18 protein-coding genes are annotated in these 18,370 nt (G+C 62.1%); 13 read left to right on the top strand and 5 right to left on the bottom strand.

Annotated features, from left to right (window positions below; genetic code table 11):
* Positions 1–7 precede the first annotated feature (7 nt).
* Positions 8–1,129, bottom strand: coding sequence for a DUF1217 domain-containing protein (locus EOB49_RS08805; RefSeq protein WP_127380743.1), 1,122 nt, complete (start codon positions 1,127–1,129; stop codon positions 8–10).
* A 146-nt stretch (positions 1,130–1,275) separates the two neighbouring features.
* On the opposite strand from EOB49_RS08805, the gene motA reads away from it, so the two are divergent.
* Genes motA through EOB49_RS08775 form a run of 6 tightly spaced genes read left to right on the top strand, consistent with a single transcriptional unit; the run spans position 1,276 to position 6,114 of the window.
* Positions 1,276–2,151 carry a flagellar motor stator protein MotA gene (gene motA / locus EOB49_RS08800; RefSeq protein WP_127326683.1) on the top strand — a complete coding sequence of 292 codons (876 nt, stop codon included), beginning with the start codon at positions 1,276–1,278 and terminating at the stop codon, positions 2,149–2,151.
* A 32-nt stretch (positions 2,152–2,183) separates the two neighbouring features.
* Positions 2,184–3,131, top strand: a complete 948-nt coding sequence (locus EOB49_RS08795; protein ID WP_127380742.1) for a FliM/FliN family flagellar motor switch protein — start codon at positions 2,184–2,186, stop codon at positions 3,129–3,131.
* Positions 3,132–3,147: 16 nt separating this feature from the next.
* A complete protein-coding gene (fliN, locus tag EOB49_RS08790) occupies positions 3,148–3,534 on the top strand; it encodes a flagellar motor switch protein FliN (RefSeq protein WP_023809994.1) in 387 nt (128 codons plus the stop codon).
* A gap of 43 nt (positions 3,535–3,577) precedes the next feature.
* On the top strand, positions 3,578–4,588 hold the full coding sequence (locus tag EOB49_RS08785) for a flagellar motor switch protein FliG (RefSeq protein WP_127380741.1): 1,011 nt from the start codon (positions 3,578–3,580) through the stop codon (positions 4,586–4,588).
* A gap of 9 nt (positions 4,589–4,597) precedes the next feature.
* Positions 4,598–5,680 carry a flagellar biosynthesis protein FlhB gene (flhB, locus tag EOB49_RS08780; RefSeq protein ID WP_127268990.1) on the top strand — a complete coding sequence of 361 codons (1,083 nt, stop codon included), beginning with the start codon at positions 4,598–4,600 and terminating at the stop codon, positions 5,678–5,680.
* The gene (locus EOB49_RS08775; protein WP_127380740.1) at positions 5,677–6,114 is read left to right on the top strand and encodes a hypothetical protein; all 438 of its coding nucleotides are present in this window, start codon (positions 5,677–5,679) and stop codon (positions 6,112–6,114) included. Before flhB ends, EOB49_RS08775 begins: the two co-directional genes overlap by 4 nt.
* A gap of 34 nt (positions 6,115–6,148) precedes the next feature.
* Here the strand turns inward: EOB49_RS08775 and EOB49_RS08770 are convergent, their stop codons facing one another.
* The 4 genes from EOB49_RS08770 to EOB49_RS08755 form a co-directional block, all read right to left on the bottom strand.
* Positions 6,149–6,919, bottom strand: a complete 771-nt coding sequence (locus EOB49_RS08770) for a helix-turn-helix transcriptional regulator (RefSeq protein ID WP_127380739.1) — start codon at positions 6,917–6,919, stop codon at positions 6,149–6,151.
* Positions 6,916–7,626: a helix-turn-helix transcriptional regulator gene (locus EOB49_RS08765; protein ID WP_127380738.1), complete on the bottom strand. Its 711-nt coding sequence runs from the start codon at positions 7,624–7,626 to the stop codon at positions 6,916–6,918. Before EOB49_RS08765 ends, EOB49_RS08770 begins: the two co-directional genes overlap by 4 nt.
* Positions 7,627–8,180: 554 nt before the next feature.
* Positions 8,181–9,212, bottom strand: a complete 1,032-nt coding sequence (locus EOB49_RS08760; RefSeq protein ID WP_127380737.1) for a histone deacetylase family protein — start codon at positions 9,210–9,212, stop codon at positions 8,181–8,183.
* 26 nt (positions 9,213–9,238) lie between these two features.
* Positions 9,239–10,000, bottom strand: coding sequence for a TetR/AcrR family transcriptional regulator (locus EOB49_RS08755; RefSeq protein ID WP_245466235.1), 762 nt, complete (start codon positions 9,998–10,000; stop codon positions 9,239–9,241).
* Between the two features lie 154 nt (positions 10,001–10,154).
* Between EOB49_RS08755 and EOB49_RS08750 the strand changes: the two genes are divergently transcribed.
* From EOB49_RS08750 to EOB49_RS08720, 7 genes are all read left to right on the top strand, one after another.
* Positions 10,155–11,834 carry an amidohydrolase gene (locus EOB49_RS08750; protein ID WP_127380736.1) on the top strand — a complete coding sequence of 560 codons (1,680 nt, stop codon included), beginning with the start codon at positions 10,155–10,157 and terminating at the stop codon, positions 11,832–11,834.
* Between the two features lie 141 nt (positions 11,835–11,975).
* Entirely contained in the window at positions 11,976–13,070 is a 1,095-nt protein-coding gene (locus EOB49_RS08745; RefSeq protein ID WP_127380735.1) for an ABC transporter ATP-binding protein, read from the top strand.
* Positions 13,071–13,072: 2 nt separating this feature from the next.
* A complete protein-coding gene (locus EOB49_RS08740) occupies positions 13,073–13,993 on the top strand; it encodes an ABC transporter permease (protein ID WP_127380734.1) in 921 nt (306 codons plus the stop codon).
* Complete coding sequence (locus tag EOB49_RS08735) at positions 13,986–14,786, top strand: ABC transporter permease (RefSeq protein WP_127380733.1); 801 nt, start codon at positions 13,986–13,988, stop codon at positions 14,784–14,786. The genes EOB49_RS08740 and EOB49_RS08735 overlap by 8 nt, the downstream gene beginning before the upstream one ends.
* A 23-nt stretch (positions 14,787–14,809) precedes the next feature.
* Positions 14,810–15,844, top strand: a complete 1,035-nt coding sequence (locus tag EOB49_RS08730; protein ID WP_023809982.1) for an extracellular solute-binding protein — start codon at positions 14,810–14,812, stop codon at positions 15,842–15,844.
* Between the two features lie 68 nt (positions 15,845–15,912).
* Positions 15,913–17,109 (top strand): serine hydrolase, encoded by a 1,197-nt coding sequence (locus EOB49_RS08725; protein WP_127380732.1) that lies wholly within the window; start codon positions 15,913–15,915, stop codon positions 17,107–17,109.
* A gap of 37 nt (positions 17,110–17,146) precedes the next feature.
* Complete coding sequence (locus tag EOB49_RS08720) at positions 17,147–18,328, top strand: serine hydrolase (RefSeq protein WP_127380731.1); 1,182 nt, start codon at positions 17,147–17,149, stop codon at positions 18,326–18,328.
* The last annotated feature ends 42 nt before the right edge of the window (positions 18,329–18,370 follow it).

Here is an 18,370-nt window from a genome sequence, read left to right as displayed (position 1 = left end):
GATGGTCTCAGAACCTCAGTTTCTGCATGGCCATCATCAGGTCGGTGGAGATGCCGACTGTGAGTGGCTGGGCAAACAGCACGCTGACCGAGGTGACGGCCGATGAAGTCGGGTGGTTGATCTCGTACATGCTGGTGAAGCGGGTCAGGAACTTGCCGAGTTTTTCGGGGTCGGAGAAATCCGAGATGTCGAGTTTTTGCTCGAACAGCTGCGCCTGCTTGTCGACATCGGCGGTGGCGAAGGAATCGGGCAGGCCGAGCACGGTGCGCACGACACTGGCAAGCGCGGTGTCGGCCAGCACGTCATACCAACTGGTGATGGTTGGGGCCTTGCGATCGAAGTAAAGCGCCAGCCGCACACCCTGGTTGGCCTGACCGGCATCCTCTTCGAGGGTCTGGCGCATGTATTTGTCGACGGTCGGCTGCTGCGCCGGATTGATGGTAGTGGTGTTTTCGCCATAGGCCTCGAAGTTGAAGGCGGAGGCAAGCGCGGCATAGGTCTTGTCCGTCATCTTGTTGGCGACGCTGTCGGGATCGCGGACGCCGCCCTGCAGAACCCGCTTGATGAGAACCTTGTCCTCCGTCGCCGAGTCGAGACCGAATGACGCCAGCGCGTATGTGTAGAGCCGGTTGTTCGACATCAGATCGTCGATCGACTTCACCTTGGTGATGTTGGCGAGATAGTATGTCGTCTCGCCCTTCACATAGGCCGAATTGGGATCGAGGCCGGCGATCTGGGCCTGGATGGCATAGTTCTTGGTCACCAACTGCTGTGTCTTGTTGTAGATGGTCGCATCGGCGCCGTTGGCGGCGAAGTTGAAAGCGCTGACGAATTCGGCGTAACGCTTGTCGGTCAGCTTGTTGGCGAAGCTGTCGGGATCGGAGACGCCTTCCTTGAGTGCCTTGACCATGAAGGCCTTGGCGTAGTCCATGTCCTCCAGCCCGTAGGCCTTCATGGCATACTTGAACAAACGGTCGTTTTTGACGAAATCATCGATCGATTTCACCTTGGTGATATTCGCGAGATAATATTTGGTGTCGCGATCAACCACGGGCTGCTGCTCGATCCTGTCGATCGATTTTGAAATGTCCTTGGTGATGAGCTGGTAGCTGGTAAAGGTATTGAGCAAAGACGTGCCTCCGGCCGAAGCTATGCCGGCACAATACCCCTACTTCCTTGCGCGAAACTGAATCGCTTCCAAGCCCTCGATTCAAGCCTCACACAAGGCACGGGGACTATCCCTAGCTCCTGATGTGAAATGCGGAAGGACCTGTCGTGGGCATTCTGATTGGACTGGTGGTAACGCTCGGCTGCGTCCTTGGCGGCTTCATGGCCATGGGCGGCCATCTTCACGTGCTGATCCAGCCATGGGAGGTCGTGATCATCTGTGGTGCGGCTTTTGGCACCTTCCTCGTTGCCAATCCGATGAAGACGGTCAAGGACACCGGCAAGGCCATTCTCGAAGCCTTCAAGCAGGCGGTGCCGAAGGAACAGGACTATCTCGAGACGCTCGGCGTGCTGCACTCGCTGATGCGCGAGCTGCGCTCGAAATCCCGCAGCGAAGTCGAGGCGCATATCGACAATCCGGAAGAGTCAGCGATTTTCCAGGCGTTCCCAACCGTGCTGCACAATCATGACCTGACGCATTTCATCTGCGACTACTGCCGTATCATCATCATCGGCAATGCCCGCTCGCACGAGATCGAGGCGCTGATGGACGAAGAGATCCAGACCATCAGGTCCGACAAGATGAAGGCCTATCACGCGATGGTGGCGGTGGGCGATGGCCTGCCGGCGCTCGGCATCGTCGCCGCCGTGCTCGGCGTGGTCAAGGCGATGGGCGCGCTCGACCAGTCGCCGGAAATCCTCGGCGGTCTGATCGGTGCCGCACTTGTCGGAACGTTCCTCGGCATCTTCCTGTCCTATTCGGTGGTCGGGCCGGTCGCCACCAAGATCAAGACGGTGCGCGAGAAGAAGAACCGCCTCTATATCATCGTCAAGCAGACGCTGCTGGCCTACATGAACGGCGCGCTGCCGCAGGTGGCGATCGAGTTCGGCCGTAAGACCATCTCGTCCTATGAACGGCCGACGATCGATGCCGTCGAGCAGAGCACGATGAATACCGGCACCGTCGAAAAGAAGGCCGCCTGAACGATGCGCGATAGATCGGTCCCAGCACTGTCATGACCAGTCCGGGCAGCCCAGCGGAAGCGCGTTCGCTGATCATCGAGCGTCTGGTCGGCGACAGCGGCGAGGCCGCGCAGGTCATCGACGCAGGCCGCGCCATGGCCGAACGCGCCGTACCGCTGTTGCAGAAAAGCCTGACCAGCGAGCTTGGCGTTCCGGTCGTCGTCGACCTCAAAGCGATCGAGGTCAGCCGCGTTCCCGAGGCGCGTTCGCGTGCCGGCGACACGTTTGCCATGACCGTGATCGGCTCGTCGGCGTCCTCCGATGCGATGACCCTGGTGATCGATGCTCCGGCGATCGCGATCATGGTCTGCACGCTGTTCGGCGGCGACCCGGATCTGCCGGCATCGCCGATCGAACGCGATCTGTCGCAGATCGAAATCGATGTTTCGACCATGGTGTTCCAGCAGGTCGCGCAGGCCCTCAACGGATCGGGAAAGCGCTCGCTCGACCTGCGCCTGCCCGCGCCGCGAGCAATGTCCGGCACCGAGGCGAAGCGGTATGTGCTGCGCGATGGCGCGGCAATCCGCATTGTGCTTGGCATCTCGACGCCGGCCGATAGTGGCACCGTCACGGTGACGATGCCGCAGCGCGTCGTGCTGGCCAGCCGCGACGGAGCCGTGCCTGTCAGCGACGACGATCACGGCCCCAGCTGGCGCGCCCGCTTTTCGGAAGAGGTGATGCGCTCCACCGTGGCGCTCGAGGCCACGATGCCGCTGGCGCGGCTGACGCTCGGCGATCTCGCCGGTTTCGAAATCGGCGACGTCATCGAATTCGAGGAGACGGCCCAGTCCCAGGCGCGTCTCAGCGCACGGGGCAAGACGCTGTTCGTATGCGAGTTCGGCAAACTGGGACAGAATTACACCGTCCGGGTCAGGCATCCTTACGACGCCGGGCAGGACTTTATCGACGGGCTGATGCCGGCTGCCGCCGGACGCGCCTGAGCATTTGGAGACGATCATGGCCAAAACCAAGGCGGAAGCCGACCTCGACCAGCCGGACGAGCAACTCGATCGCGCCATCGAAGAGTTGCGCGGTGTCCTGCATGAAGAGGAGCAACGCCCCGATGCGGCCTTCAGGGCGGCCTCATCAGCCAATTCGAGCGTGATCATGAACATCCCCGTCGATGTCCAGATCATCCTCGGCAGCACCGAGATGCCGGTCTCCGATCTGATGGCGCTGCAAAAAGGGTCGACCGTGGCGCTCAATCGCCGCATCGGCGAACCTGTCGACGTCGTGGTCAACGGCCGCAAGATCGCGCGCGGCGAGATCACCGTGCTGGAAAGCGATCCGTCGCGGTTCGGCATCAGGCTGACCGAAATCATCGCCGGCACGAAGGGCGCCTAGACATGGTTTGCGGGGCTTGCCGGTGGCAGCGGAGGCGAGTGGCATGACGACGCCGGTGACCTTGACCCGCGCGCAGAAGGCGGCCGCCATACTTGTGGCGATGGGCAAGCCGTCGGCCAGCCGCCTGCTGAAATTCTTCAAGCAGGAAGAACTGAAGGCCCTGATCGAGGGCGCCCGCCTGCTGCGGACGATTCCGCAAAGCGATCTTGAGCGCATCGTCGCCGAGTTCGAGGCCGAGTTCACGGAAGGGGCGGGATTGCTCGATTCCGCCGACAGGATGGACACCATCCTCAACGAATCGCTCTCGCCCGAAGAGATGAGCGCGATCATGGGCGACAAGAAATTCGAGGTCGCACCGGAAGGCCCGCCGCCGATCTGGCCCGAACTCGAAAAGCTCGAACCGGCGCGGCTTGGTGCCTTCCTGGCCGGCGAGCATCCGCAGACGGCGGCCATGGTGTTGTCGAAGCTGGCGCCGCAGGTGGCGGCCAACGTGCTGCTGACACTGACCAAGCCGATGCGTGGAGAAATCATCAAGCGCATGGTGACGATGGCCAATGTTCCCGACGCTGCCGCCAGGATCGTCGAAAACCGGCTGCGCATCAGCGTGCTGGCGGAAACCTCGACCAAGGACACCTCGGCCGGGCAGGCGCGTGTCGCCAGCGTTCTCAACGAACTCGACAAGCCGCTGCTCGAGGAAGTCATGCAGGATCTGGAAGCCGCCGGCACGCCTGATCTCGACGGTGTGAGGGCCCGCCTGTTTGCTTTCGACGATTTGCCGCTGCTCACCCAGAAAGCGCGGGTGCTGCTGTTCGACGGGCTGTCGACGGAGTTGGTCACGCTGGCCCTGCGCGGCACTTCGGCCGCACTCGCAGAATCGGTGCTGTCGGCCATCGGCGCCCGCTCGCGGCGCATGATCGAAGCCGAACTCGGACAGGGCTCGGACGGGGTCCCTCTCGCCGACATCACGGCGGCCCGCAAGACGATCGTTACGACGACGATCCGGCTGTCGCGCGAAGGTGCCTTCGAACTGCCCTCGACCCAAGACGCCGCCTAAGGCCGCGCCATGGCTGACGCGGTCGACAAGGATTCGAAAACCGAAGAGGCGACGGAAAAGAAGATCCGCGACACCATCGAACAGGGCAAACTGCCCCATTCGCGGGAGACAGCGCTCCTTGCCTCGTTCGTTGCCATCCTGGTGTTCACCGTCTTCTACGCCAAGGATGCGATCATCGATCTCGGCATGTTCCTGTCGATGTTCCTGGAGAAGCCGGAAGCCTGGCCGATGGACACCGAGACCGACGTCATCGCGCTCTACAAGATCGTCCTCCTCGAGGTTGGCCGCGCCATCCTGAGCCTGATGGTGCTGCTGACCGTCGCCGGCATCGGCGCCTCGGTGTTCCAGAACATGCCGCAATTCGTAGGCGAGCGGATCCGGCCGCAACTCTCGCGCATTTCGATCGCCAAGGGATGGAACAGGCTGTTCGGCATCCAGGGTTGGGTCGAGTTCCTGAAGTCACTCGGCAAGGTCGGGTTTGCCATCGTCGTGCTGAGCTTCACGCTGTCGGAAGACCACCGAAAGCTGCTCGCCGGGATGATCACCAATCCGGTCGCCTTCGGTCTCGTCATCCGCGGCATCGCCGTCGACATCCTGGTGGCGATCGTCTTCGTCATGGGGCTGATCGCGGCAATCGACATCGTCTGGTCGCGCTTCCACTGGAAGCAGGATCTGCGCATGAGCAAGCAGGAGGTCAAGGACGAGTTCAAACAGTCCGAGGGCGACCCGATCGTCAAGTCGCGGCTGCGCTCGCTGGCGCGCGACCGGGCGCGCAAGCGGATGATGACGGCGGTGCCGCGCGCGACGCTGATCATCGCCAACCCAACGCACTTCTCGATCGCGCTGAAATATGTGCGCGACGAGGACTCGGCACCCATGGTGCTGGCCAAGGGGCAGGATCTGGTGGCGCTGAAAATCCGCGAGATCGCGCGGGAACACAACATCCCGGTCTTCGAGGACGTGGCGCTCGCCCGCTCCATGTACAAGCAAGTTTCGGTCGATAGTGTGATCCCGTCACAATTCTACCAGGCCGTCGCCGAACTGGTGCGGATCGTCTACTCGAAAAAGGCTGAGCGCAGACAGATTTCATGAACCGGCAACCGCACGCAAAATCTCGCGAGATCATCGTCGCCAGCGCCATCGAGCAGGTGGTGGGGGAACTCAGGCTGATCGATGTCGCCGACTACATCGCCTTTATCCGGCTGGAGCATTTCGCGTGCCTGTCGGACCTGGTCGATTCAGCGGTCGAGTTGTTCTTCATGCCGGGCACTCTGCGGCTCGGCCATGGCGGCGAGGCGCATGTCGACTGGAGCGGCAGCCCGCGCATCGTGCTCGATCTGGAACTGAGGCCGCCCGGCGTCACCGTCTATTTCCAGCTGACGCTGAGCGAGCTTGGCGCTTCGGTGGCGGTCAACTACGTGTCGTTCGAGAAGCCGGGCGAAGACCCGGAGCACAATACGGCGCTGCTCGAGGCGGTGATCGAACAGGCGCGCATCCGCAGGGTCGAGCCGCTCGCCTATCGCTGACGTCGGTCGCTATCGAGCTGCCTGTCGAAAACCCCTATTCGATCAAGCCCAGCCGCAGCGCCTTGGCCACGGCCTGGTTGCGATTGACGGCGTTGAGCTTCTGGGTCGATTGGGTCAGATACTGGTTAGCGGTGTGCACCGATAGTTTCAGGAGCCGCGCGATCTCTTCGCTGGTGTTGCCGTTGGCGGTCAGCTTAAGGCATTCGAGCTCGCGCTTGGAGATTGCCCGCATGCGGCCGGTATCGCCCGGACGGATGCGGGCGACGGCGGCGAACAGCGAAAAGCAGCGGGCGTGTATTTCGTAGAGCGCATCCTGCTGCAAGGTCATCTCCGAGCCCAGGAATACGACAAGACCGCATTGGCCGCGGTCGGCGTGCACGGGAAAAGCGATGCCGCTGGTTCCGGGCGCCAGCGCTGCCATCCGCTCGGTCCAGGCGAGATTGCCAAACAGCTCCGCCATGGCGGCGACGCCGTCATCCGTCCACCAGCGCGGCTCGGTCGAGATGCGGGTGTGGCGCACGATCTCCTCGCCGTTGGCGCCTGAGATGAACTTGGTGGCCACGGCAATGCCGGGATAGTCGGAATCAAAGCATGGCACGAGCCGCGCCCGCTCGGGCGAGGGGCTTACGAAGAAGAGGCCGAAAGCCGAGGCATTCATGTCAACGGCGATCCAGCGGCAGCGGCGCACGGCATCGGGAATGGTGACAGCGTGATGGGTTTCGGAGCCAAGGGTGAAGGCCCCGAACGGGTTGCGCTGCTCGTTGAAAAGGGCTTCGGCCGTTTCCTTGATATCGGCGTGTTTCAAATGATGCCGCTCCTGATCGCCGTGGCGATAGCCATCGCGCGGTTGCTGGCCGCGAATTTCTGGATGGCGTGGGTGATGTAGCTGTTGACGGTGTTGGAGGAGACGCCAAGGATGACGGCGACCTCGTCGGTGGTCTTGCCTTCGGAAACCCAGAACAGGCATTCGCGCTCGCGATCCGACAACGGATCCTGCATGGCGGCAGCGGCAATCAGTTGCGGGATGTGCGAGAGCGCGTAGCAGCATTTCAGTTGCGCCCGCATCAACGCCGGCTGGTCGATGCTGCCGGCGGTCGCCGCAGAGAACAGGGCGAACAGGCGCTGGCGACCGACATTAAGGCGTAGCGAATAGATTTCGGCATGGCCGAGCACGTCGAGAAGGCAGGCTTCCTCTCCGGTGATCAATCCGTCTGTTTCTGGTGCCCGGGATGCCACGAGCGGATGTGGACGGATACCTGGCGCGACGGTGAGCGCGCCTTGCGCGAGCCCGGCGATCAGCCGCTTGCCGATCAGCTCGATGGCATCGAAAATCCAGTTGGAGGAGACGATGCGCGCATCGTTGCGGTCCTGGTCGTGGACAATGGCGACCAACATGTAGCTGTCGGCCCCGATCTCGGCGGTCAGTTGCATGAAAAAGCTGGTGAGATCGCCGCGCGACGTCAGGCGCGAGCCCAATGTGTCGGATTGAAGAAGTGCGGCGGGACTGCTCATTCTTGTTGCTTTTGGCCGGAATCGTTTCTGCTGTCCGGACGCTGGAAGCCAGCCGCCGAACCCGAATACGCATTACTTTGACGAAGACACACGCGTGGCGCAGGGCTGCGCCGAACCAAATCCCGAATCCATTCAGGGAACGCGAAGCCGTCCGCGTCTGGTGCCGGAAAAGCTCCGGAACAAGAGACTTTGGGTGGTCGCCGCGCCCCCCAAGGACCGGCTGATTCGGGTCTAATCTACCCGCAGTTGAATCTGACATCAAACGCGATTTGACAAAATCGAATCCGGTGGACTCACGTGCGACTCAGAGGTCGGTTTTCGCGCCTCGGACAGAAGACCGGGACGCGAAAATCTTCGCCGGCCATTTCGGCGGCCGGTCGATTTCCCCAGGCTAGGGAGTATTTGAATGGACGGGCGCGCCGGTTGCTGGCGCCGAACGCTAAGGCCTTGGCCTGATCGTGGGAGCCGGGCGATGTTGCCGCCCGGTCCCGGTGGCCTTTTGCTTATGCCTGTCGTTGTCCCAAAACCGCTAGATGCTCCGGGACGACAGGCATTTACCGATCCTCGAACCCGGTCAGCACGCCGACCGCGTTGATGCCGATCTCCTCGACGGCATAGCCGCCTTCCATGACGAACAGCGTCGGCAGGCCGAGCCCGCCGATGCGGCGGCCGATCTTTGGATAATCAGATGTCTTCAGCTTGAACTGGCTGATCGGGTCCTTCTCGAACGTATCGACACCCAGCGAGACGATGACGACATCCGGTGCATAAGCGGTGAGCCTGGCGCAGGCATCCTCGAGCGAGGCGTTCCATGCATCCCAGTCGGTGCCGAAGGGCATCGGATAGTTGATGTTGAAGCCTTCGCCGGCACCCGCGCCGCGTTCGTCGGCATGGCCGAGGAAGAACGGGTACTCGACCATCGGATCGCCATGCAGATTGAGCACCTGGACGTCTGCACGGTCGTAGAAGATCTCCTGCGTGCCGTTGCCGTGGTGATAGTCGACGTCGAGGATCGAGATGCGTCTGGCGCCCTGGTCGCGGAACCATTGCGCGGCGACGGCGGCGTTGTTGATGTAGCAATAGCCGCCCATGAAGCCAGCCCCGGCATGGTGGCCGGGCGGACGGCAGAGCGCGAAGGCGGAAGCCTCGCCATCCTTGACCAGGCCGGCGGCGGTCAGCGCCACATCGTAGGAAGACTTGATCGCAGCCCATGTGCCTTCGACGAAGGTGGCGCCGGCATCGAAGGAATAATAGCCGAGCAGTGCGTCGACGCGCTTTGGCGGCACGTCGCCGCGCAGGCCGCGCGTCGGCCAGGTGAAGGGCATCGCCGTGCCCGTGAGGCCTGCTTCCAGCCATTGCGGCCAGACTGTCGGGAGAAAGTCGATATAGTCCGATTTGTGGATGCGCTTGGCGGCGGCGAGGTCATGTTCGTGCGGCGCGATGATGGGACCGAGTTTCTCGCTTTCGACCCGTGCCTTGATGAATTCGGCCCGCGATGGCTTTTCGAAACCCGGCACGATGGCTGATGTGACCAGTTCCATTTGGCCGGCATGGCCGGCGTGCAGAGGGGAGAAAACAGTCTTCATAAATTCCTCTCGAAGTGTGAAATCAGTCAAGATTCAAGATTGAGATAAGGGCTCACCAGAGCGAGCCACATTCTTTCCACATCGTCCTCGATGAGGTCGTATGTCTTGCGGTCTCTTTTCAGCCCGACAAGCCGGCAGGCGTGCCCGACGTCCATCATCAGCACGCCGAGCCGGCTGGCGATCTTGTTTTCAAGCGCCGGGTTCACATGCTGCAGCCATGCGGCGTAGAGCGCGATGATCTGCTCGTCATATTCGTTCTGGATCGGCCTGAGGTCGGCGTTGCCTGAAATGGCCTCGATCACCGGCATCAGGCTGGCGTTTTCGAGGTAGAGTCTGGACGTGTCGATGAAGAGCTTGCGCACTTCGCGCCGAAACTCTTCACGGTTGGTGGGCGGGGCGACCTTGATACGCTTGGCGATCACCTCGGGGAAGGATGACAGCCAGCGCCGGGCGAGGTCCAGAAGAATGGCTTCCTTGTTGGGGAAGTATTGGTAGATCGAACCAACCGACAAGCCTGCGCGCTGCGCAATGGCGAGCGTCGTCGGCGTCTTGGTTCCTTGCTCCCGCGTCAAGACCAGCGCTGCGTCGAGAATCCGGTCGACCACCTTGCTGGAGCGTTGTTGCCGCGGCTGTTTGCGCGGTTCGAGCGCTATCCTGGTTTTGCGGTCGAGACTGCGCTTCACGGCTTGATGTCCTCGTTCCCCGCCCGGTCTCAACATGGTGGGAGCTTGCTGTCCACAATACATTCCAGATTCGGTATGTTGACAAACGCGAATAATCAGTCGCATTCTTTATCCACGCTGCCTCTTGGGATGACAAGGGGAATTTCCAAGACAGCGCGCTGGCATTCTTTTTCGTCCCATGGCGCCGCTCCGGTGGAGTGGCAGGTCGTTGGACAAGAGGTTGTCGGTCTCAGTCAGTCGTCAAAAGCGCGGAGTCGCGATGTCTGTCACAGGTGCGGGTCACAATGCGGATCTGATCGTCATCAATGGTCGTGTACTGACCATCGACGACGACAATCCCACCGCCGAGGCTGTCGCCGTCAAGGATGGCGCAATCGTCGCCATCGGCAGCCGCGCCTCCATCGAAGAGTTCAAGGGACCGGCCACCAGGGTCATCGACGCCAAGGGCGGTTCGGTGGTCCCGGGGTTCATCGAAGCCCATATGCATCTGTTTTCGGGCGGGGCTGAACTTGCCCACCTTCAACTCACCGGTATTCATGGCTTCGAGGCGCTGCAGAAGGCGATCCGCGACTATGCGCCGACCCGGCCCGACGCGAAGATGCTGGTCGGCCAGGGCGTCGACTACACCGTGCTCGGCAGCGAGCGCGTGACGCGCCATCACCTCGACGCCATCTTGCCCGATCGCCCGTTCTGCATGGCGGCGCCAGACCATCACACCATGTGGGCCAACACCAAGGCGCTGGAAATGGCCGGCATCCTGCAGGGGCGCACGCTTGGTCCGGGCAATGAGATCGTCATGGGTGACGATGGACTGGCCGCTGGTGAATTGCGCGAGGGTGAGGCCTTTGGCCCGGTGCTCGATCTTGCCGGCGAAGGCCGGGTGCGGCTGGGGCTGTCGACCGGCGGCGAGCCGGACCCGATGCCGACGACGGCGGAGCGGGACGCCGACCGCGACATCATGCGGCGCGGGCTCGCCTGGTGCGCCCGCCACGGCATCACCTCGATCCAGAACATGGACGGCAATCTCTATCAGCTTGAGCTGCTGGCCGAGATCGACGCCGAGGAAGGCTTGCCCTGCCGCGTCAAGATCCCGTTCCACTACAAGAATTTCATGACGCTCGACATGCTCGACAAGGCGTCCGATATGGCCGAACGCTACAACAGCGAATGGCTGTCGTCGGGCATGGTCAAGGTGTTCTACGACGGCGTTCTCGATTCCTGGACCGCTGTCATGGTCGAGCCCTATGCCGACCGCCCGGACTGGGTTGGCGAGCCGCTGTTCACGCCGCAACAATTCATCGATCTGGCCGTCGCGGTCGACAGACGCGGGTTGCAGATCGCCGTGCACTCGATCGGCGACGGCGCGGTGCGCGCGGTGCTGGACGGTTATGAGGCGGCGCAGAAGGAGAACGGCAAGCGCGACAGCCGTCACCGCGTCGAGCACATCGAGGTCACCACCACCGCTGATGTGCCGCGTTTCGCCGAACTCGGCGTCATTGCCTCCATGCAACCGCCGCATCCGCCGGGCGCAATGGATTTTCCACTGGAGCCGACGGTATCGCGCATCGGACCGGCGCGCTGGCCGCTGAGCTATGCCTGGCGGACCTTGAAGGATGCCGGCGCGCATGTGGTCTTCGCATCCGATTGGCCGGTGTCGCCGATCGATCCGATCCGGGGCATTCAGGCGGCAGTGTTGCGCAAACCGTGGGCAGAAAGCGACCCGGACCAGAGTTTCTCACTGCATGAAGCGATCGCCGGTTACACGATCGAGGGCGCCTACGCCGAATTCGCCGAGCACCGCAAGGGCACGCTGAAATCAGGCTACATGGCGGATCTGGTGGTTTTGTCGATGGATATCGAGAACACCGCCCCGGCCGACCTGCACAAGGTGCGGCCGGTGACGACGATTTGCGGCGGCAAGGTCACCTATCAGGCCTGACTATGGCATGGGGCTTGCAGGCCTCAATGACTGATTGAACTGTGACCCAATGCCGGGCTTGCCAACCCACCGGCCATGTGGTCACATCGAACAGGGGAAGAGCTCCGCCAGCAAGAGCGGGGTCAACAGTGAGGCGTAATCGTGCCGGACAAACCGGATCGAAATGCGATTGAAGTAGTAAACGTCAGCAAAATTTTCGGATCAGGTGAGGGGCAGGTAGCTGCCCTCGACACGGTCTCGGTATCCATCCGCGAGAACGAATTCTTCACGTTGCTGGGGCCATCCGGCTGCGGCAAGACGACGTTGCTCAGGCTGATCGCCGGCTTCGACTTTCCAACCGCCGGTGAAATCCTGCTCTACGGCCAGGACATCGCGCCGCTTCCGCCCTTCAAGCGGCCGGTCAACACCGTTTTCCAGTCCTATGCGCTGTTCCCGCACATGACGGTCGCCGACAATATCGGCTTTGGCCTGGAAATGCTGGGCAAGCCGAAGGCCGAGATCAAGGCGCGCGTCGCCGAGATGCTGAAGCTGGTCAAGATGGAGGCACTCGCCGGTCGTCGTACCAGCCAGATCTCCGGCGGCCAGCAGCAGCGCGTGGCCTTGGCCCGCGCCTTGGCGCCGCAGCCGAAGGTGCTTTTGCTCGATGAGCCGCTGTCGGCGCTTGACTATAAGCTGCGCAAGGAGATGCAGATCGAGTTGAAACGGCTGCAGCACGAGACCGGTATCACCTTCATCTTCGTCACCCACGACCAGGAAGAAGCGCTGACCATGTCAGACCGCATCGCGGTGATGTCATCAGGCAAGATCCTGCAGGTCGGTTCGCCCTGGGATATCTACGACAAGCCGGCGGAGCGCTTCGTCGCCGACTTCATCGGTGAAACCAACTTCCTCACCGCCGCCATCAGCGAGATGGCCAACGGCAAGGCGCGCGCCACGCTCAAATCCGGTGCGACCATCGAGGCGACCGTGGCCCAGGGTTTCCAGCCCAAACCCAACGCCACGGTGGTGGTTCGGCCCGAACACGCCAAGCTGACCAAGGCCAAGGGCGAACTGTCGGGGACGGTCGAAAACATCGTCTATTTCGGTACCGACACCCACATCCATGTTCATCTCGACAGTGGCGAACTCTTCACGGTACGCCAGCAGAACACGCGCAGCGCGGGCTGCGGTTTCGAGAAGGGCGACGCAGTCGGCATCCTCATCGGCAGCGATGCCGCTCAGGTTCTGAAGGACTGACGATGGCGACCGCGGAAGAAGTCGCCAAGGCAGCGGAGCGGCGCGATGTCCGTGACCGCTGGCTTTTGTCAGCGCCAGCGCTGCTGGTCATTTTCCTCGCCGCGACCGGCCCCTTGCTGATCGTGCTCGTCTACTCGTTCCTGACGCCAGGCTCCTATGGCGACGTGAAGTGGCAGTTCTCGCCGGAAGCTTGGGTATCGGTGTTTCTGGAACGCGATATCTTCGACGACACGCTTTCGATCGCCGCCGCCCACGTCACCATCTTCCTGCGCTCGATCAAGCTCTCGGTGGTGACGACGATCGCCACTTTGGTGCTTGGTTTCCCGACCGCCTATTTCATGGCGACGCGCAGCGAAAAGACCCGCGATCTCTGGCTGTTCCTGATTACCATTCCGTTCTGGACCAACCTTTTGATCCGCACCTTCGCGGTGCTGCAGATCATCCGCAACGAAGGCATCGTCAACACGATCCTGCTCAAGCTCGGCATCATCTCGGCGCCCATCCAGATACTCTACACCGACACGGCGATCCTGATCGGCATGGCCTATGTCTACCTGCCGCTGATGGTGCTGCCGATTTATGCCAGCATGGAAAAACTCGATTTCCGGTTGGTCGAGGCGGGGTACGACCTTTACGCGTCGCGCTTCCAGGTGCTGCGGCGGATCATCTTTCCGCTGGTCAAGCCGGGCGTCATCGCCGGCTCCATACTGGTCTTCATTCCAGCGCTTGGCGCCTATGTGACACCGAGCGTTCTTGGCGGCGGCAAGAACATGATGCTGTCCAACCTGATCGAATTGCAGTTCGGGCAGGGTCGCAACTGGCCACTCGGCTCGGCGCTGTCGATCGCCGTCATGATCATCGTCATGGTGGCGCTGCTTGCCTATGTGCGCAATGCCGGAAGATCGGGGGTGCGTCATGGCTAAGAACTTTTCCATCAAGCATCAGCCAGGATTCACCGCGATCGCCGCGACCTGCTTTATCGTGCTGTACCTGCCGATCATGGTGCTGGTCATCTATGCCTTCAACGCGGCGAGCTCGACTTCCGAATGGGGCGGCTTTTCGCTGAAATGGTTCCAGTCGGCATGGCAGAACACGCAGGTCGTCGATGCCACGCTGCGTTCTTTCCAGATTGGCTCCATCGCGGCGGTGCTCTCCACGATCTTTGCCACCATGGCGGCGCTCGCCACCACCCGCACCGCGCCCTATCCCGGCCTCACCTTCAAATATGCGGCGATCAACCAGCCGCTGATGGTGCCCGAGATCGTGACCGGCGTGGCGCTGCTGATCTTCTTCTCGCGCATCAAGATCTTCACCGGCTATTCCGGCATCGGCTATCTGGTCGCCGCACACACGGCGTTCTGCATTCCCTTTGCCTATTTGCCGATCCGGGCGCGGCTTGAGAATATGGACCTGACGCTGGAGCGTGCCGCAGCCGACCTCTACGCGACGCCCTGGAAGGCTTTCCGGCGCATCACGCTGCCGCTTCTGTGGCCCGGCATCCTGGCCGGGCTGATGCTGGCCTTCGTCATCTCGCTCGACGACGTCGTCATCACCGAGTTCGTCAAATCAGGCGGCCAGGACACGCTGCCCACTTACATGCTCGGCCAGATCCGCCGCGGCATCACACCCGAGATCAACGCGATATCGACCGCCTTCCTGCTGCTTTCGGTCGCGATCGTCACGTTGTTTTTCTTCGTCAGCAGGAAACGAGACTGAACCGAAAAATGGGAGTTAAAACCATGAACTGGAAGACAACAGCAACCGCCATGGGGTTGGCGTTGCTCGCCTCGACGGGCCTCGCCCGCGCCGACGGCGTGCTCAACATCTACAATTGGGGCAACTATACCAGCCCCGACGTGATCAAGAAGTTCGAGGCCAAATACAACGTCAAAGTGACCATCACCGACTACGATTCCAATGACACCGCGCTGGCCAAGGTTCGCCAGGGAGGCACCGGCTTCGACATTGCGGTGCCGTCGCAGACCTACGTGCCGATCTGGATCAAGGAAGGCCTCATCCAGGAGACCGATCCTGGCAAGATGGAAAACTTCAAGAACGTGGCGCCGGAATGGGCCAATCCCGATTTCGATCCGGGACGCAAATACAGTGTTCCATGGGCGTGGGGCACGATCGGCGTGGTCGTCAATACCGATGCCTACAAGGGGCCGGCCGATAGCTGGGGCATCATCTTCAACACGCCTGACGAGCTCAAGGGCAAGGTCAATGTCGTTCCGGAGATGGGCGATGTGATGTTCGCCGCGATCAAGTATGTCGGCGGCCAGCAATGCACCGACGACAAGGCGGTGCTGAAGAAGGTGCGCGACCTGTTGGTGGCGGCCAAACCGAACTGGATCGCGATGGAATACAACACCATCGAGAAGATGGGCGCCGGCGACTTCAAGGCGACCAGCGACTGGAACGGCTCGGCGCTGCGCCAGCGGCTGGCCAACCCGGCCATCCACTACAACTATCCGAAAGAAGGCTTCGGCCTGTGGAGCGACAACGTCGTCGTTCTTAAGGAAGCCAAGAACGTCGAGAACGCCAAGCTTTTCCAGAACTTCATCATGGACCCGGAAAACGCGGCAGGTCTCTCGGCCTTCCATCGCTACGCCAATGCCATCACCGGCTCGGACAAGTACATGCCGGCCGACATGAAGGACGCGCCCGAAGTCATCATTCCGGCCGCGGACAAGCCACGTGGCGAGCTGCAGCAGATGTGCTCGCCGGAGACCCAGGAAATTTACACCAAGATCTGGACCGAGTTGCAGAAATAAACTGGGTTCGACGGACCCGGCGGCACACGCCGCCGGGTCCGTTTTCATGTTCAAGGGACTCGGCGGTCATGGACTCCTATCGCAATTCCGATCCGCGGCCGCCGATCATGCAGGGCTCGCCGCCCGCCATGGTACCGCCGAAGCTCGACTGGGACCGGCCGCCGTGGAACCGCTGGGCGTTCCAGCACATCCGTGAAATTCTGCCGACCGCCGAAGTCTGGCGCGGCAATGGCCATCGCCACCGCTTCGAACGCGCCGAGGTTGATCTCGACGGGCTGGCGGTCGAGGACAGCGAGGGCATGCCGACGACGCTCGCCGGGCTGCTCGACGAGACCTATACGGACGGCTTTCTGGTGCTCAAGGACGGCAAGGTCGCCTATGAGCGCTATTTCAACGGCATGGATGAGCGCACGCTGCACTTGTCGCAGTCGATGGCGAAGTCCGTTACCGGTTCGGTGTTCGGCATACTGGTCGGGCGCGGCCTGATCGATCCGGCCAGACTGGTAACAGATTACCTGCCGGAACTCGGCGTTACCGGCTGGACCGGCGCCAGCGTCCAGCATGTGCTGGACATGACCAGCGGCGTCCGTTTCTCAGAGGAATATACCGACCGCTATTCCGACATCGGCCAGGTCGATGTCGCCACCGGCTGGAAGCCGGTGCCGCCGGACAGCGATCCGGCCTTTCGTTGGCCCTCGCACATGTTCGAGCTGATCCTCGGCTTGAAGGACACGATCCGCCCGCACGGGGCTCAATTCGAATACCGCTCGATCGAGACCGACGTGCTTGCCTTCATCATGGAGCGGGTGACGGGCAAACGGCTGCCGCAGGTAGTTTCGGAAGAACTCTGGCAAAAGCTCGGCGCTGATGAAAGCGCCTGCTTCACGGTCGATAGCGCCGGCTATGCGGTGGCCGACGGTGGCTTCAACGCGACGCTGCGCGACTATGGCCGCTTCGGCCAGCTGATCCTCGACAATGGTGGCGGCGTCGTTCCGGCCGGCTGGGTCGAGGCGACGCGCAACGGCAGGCATGGGCCGGACTTCAGCCCCAGCCTGCCGGAGGGCAGCTATCGCAACCAGTTCTGGATCGAGGATCCGCGCTCGCGCGCACTGATGTGCCGCGGCGTGTTCGGTCAGATGATCCATATCGACTGGAACACCGGAATGGTCGTGGTGAAGCTTTCGACCTGGCCGGATTTCGCCAATGGGGCCTATTCCATAGCGACGCTGAAGGCCGTGCACGCTATCGCCACGGCACTTCGCTGAGCCCCCACAAAGAAGAAACGACCCGGAAGGAAACGCCATGACCGGCAAGACCGTGTTCGAGACCCGCTATGGCTTCCGGCGCAACCAGGTGGTGCTCGCCAACTGGCGCGAGTACCCCTTCAACCGGTGGTCGTTCCAGAACCTCGGCGAACTGGTGCCGACCGCCCGCGTGGCGGCGACGTCGGGCGTTGTCGAAACCCCCGTGCGCGATATGGGCGGCCTGCTCGGCGAAAAGGTCGCGATCGCCGGCACATCGGAGACAGTGGCTGAATTTCTCGCGCGTTCGAGCACCGACGCACTGACGGTGATGAAAGACGGCAAGATCGTCGGCGACTGGTTCGCCCCGCATATGGATTTCGGCGCCCGCCACATCATCTTTTCGATCAGCAAGTCGCTGACCGCCATCATTGCCGGCATTCTGGAAGGCGAGGGCGTATTCGACCCGGAAGCGCCGGTGACGGCCTACATCCCTGAAGCCGCCGGCTCTGCCTATGGCGATGCGAGCGTGCGGCATGTGCTCGACATGAGCGTCAGCCTCGATTTCGAGGAGGCCTATCTCGATCCGGAGAGCGCTTTCGCCCGCTATCGTCGCGCCACGCTGTGGAATCCGGGCGGCGGCACGGAGAGCCTGCGCGAATTCATTTTGACCTTGCAACGCCTTGCAGAGCCGCATGGCCAGACCTTCCGCTACCGCTCGCCGAATTCCGACCTGCTCGGACTGCTGCTCGAGCGCGCGTCGGGCCAGCGGTTCACCGACCTGATGCGCGAGAAGCTGTGGCTGCCGCTCGGCGCTGTCAGCGAAGCCTCGATCGGCGTCGACATGGAAGGCACGGCGCGCACGGCCGGCGGTATTTCGGTGACGCCGCGCGACCTGGCGCGTGTTGGCGAGATGATGCGGCAAGGCGGGGTGGCCAATGGCCGCCGCATCGCGCCGGAAGCCTGGGTGCGCGATACGGTTGCTAGCGGCGGCAGTTCCGACGCTTGGCAGCGCGGCGCGATGCAGCCGCTGTTCCCGAAGGGCCGCTATCGCAACAAATGGTACCAGACGGGCTTGCCGAACGGCGCCTATTGCGGCATCGGCATTCATGGCCAGTGGCTGTATGTCGATCCCAGGACCAAAGTGGTGATCGCCAAGATGTCGTCGCAGCCCGAGCCGGTCGACGATCCGCTCGATGTCGAAATCGTCGCCTTCTTCGAGGCGCTGAGCCGGATGGTCTGATCCTCGCCTGGCCGCCACATTAGCGCGCGCTTTCCTGTGGAC

This window comes from Mesorhizobium sp. M7A.F.Ca.MR.148.00.0.0 (assembly GCF_003997735.1).
Lineage (GTDB): Bacteria > Pseudomonadota > Alphaproteobacteria > Rhizobiales > Rhizobiaceae > Mesorhizobium.
The sequence above is the reverse complement of the archived record's forward strand: the minus strand, read 5'-3'. Positions and strand labels throughout refer to the sequence as shown.

What these genes read in the sequence shown, in the direction of transcription:
- EOB49_RS08795 (WP_127380742.1), top strand. Translation starts at nt 2,184, where the DNA reads ATGACCAGTCCGGGCAGCCCAGCGGAAGCGCGTTCGCTGATCATCGAG.
- EOB49_RS08755 (WP_245466235.1), bottom strand. Translation starts at nt 10,000, where the DNA reads ATGCGACTGATTATTCGCGTTTGTCAACATACCGAATCTGGAATGTAT.
- EOB49_RS08735 (WP_127380733.1), top strand. Translation starts at nt 13,986, where the DNA reads ATGGCTAAGAACTTTTCCATCAAGCATCAGCCAGGATTCACCGCGATC.
- EOB49_RS08765 (WP_127380738.1), bottom strand. Translation starts at nt 7,626, where the DNA reads ATGAGCAGTCCCGCCGCACTTCTTCAATCCGACACATTGGGCTCGCGC.
- EOB49_RS08725 (WP_127380732.1), top strand. Translation starts at nt 15,913, where the DNA reads ATGGACTCCTATCGCAATTCCGATCCGCGGCCGCCGATCATGCAGGGC.
- EOB49_RS08760 (WP_127380737.1), bottom strand. Translation starts at nt 9,212, where the DNA reads ATGAAGACTGTTTTCTCCCCTCTGCACGCCGGCCATGCCGGCCAAATG.
- fliN (WP_023809994.1), top strand. Translation starts at nt 3,148, where the DNA reads ATGGCCAAAACCAAGGCGGAAGCCGACCTCGACCAGCCGGACGAGCAA.
- EOB49_RS08750 (WP_127380736.1), top strand. Translation starts at nt 10,155, where the DNA reads ATGTCTGTCACAGGTGCGGGTCACAATGCGGATCTGATCGTCATCAAT.
- EOB49_RS08775 (WP_127380740.1), top strand. Translation starts at nt 5,677, where the DNA reads ATGAACCGGCAACCGCACGCAAAATCTCGCGAGATCATCGTCGCCAGC.
- EOB49_RS08785 (WP_127380741.1), top strand. Translation starts at nt 3,578, where the DNA reads ATGACGACGCCGGTGACCTTGACCCGCGCGCAGAAGGCGGCCGCCATA.
- flhB (WP_127268990.1), top strand. Translation starts at nt 4,598, where the DNA reads ATGGCTGACGCGGTCGACAAGGATTCGAAAACCGAAGAGGCGACGGAA.
- EOB49_RS08740 (WP_127380734.1), top strand. Translation starts at nt 13,073, where the DNA reads ATGGCGACCGCGGAAGAAGTCGCCAAGGCAGCGGAGCGGCGCGATGTC.
- EOB49_RS08730 (WP_023809982.1), top strand. Translation starts at nt 14,810, where the DNA reads ATGAACTGGAAGACAACAGCAACCGCCATGGGGTTGGCGTTGCTCGCC.
- EOB49_RS08720 (WP_127380731.1), top strand. Translation starts at nt 17,147, where the DNA reads ATGACCGGCAAGACCGTGTTCGAGACCCGCTATGGCTTCCGGCGCAAC.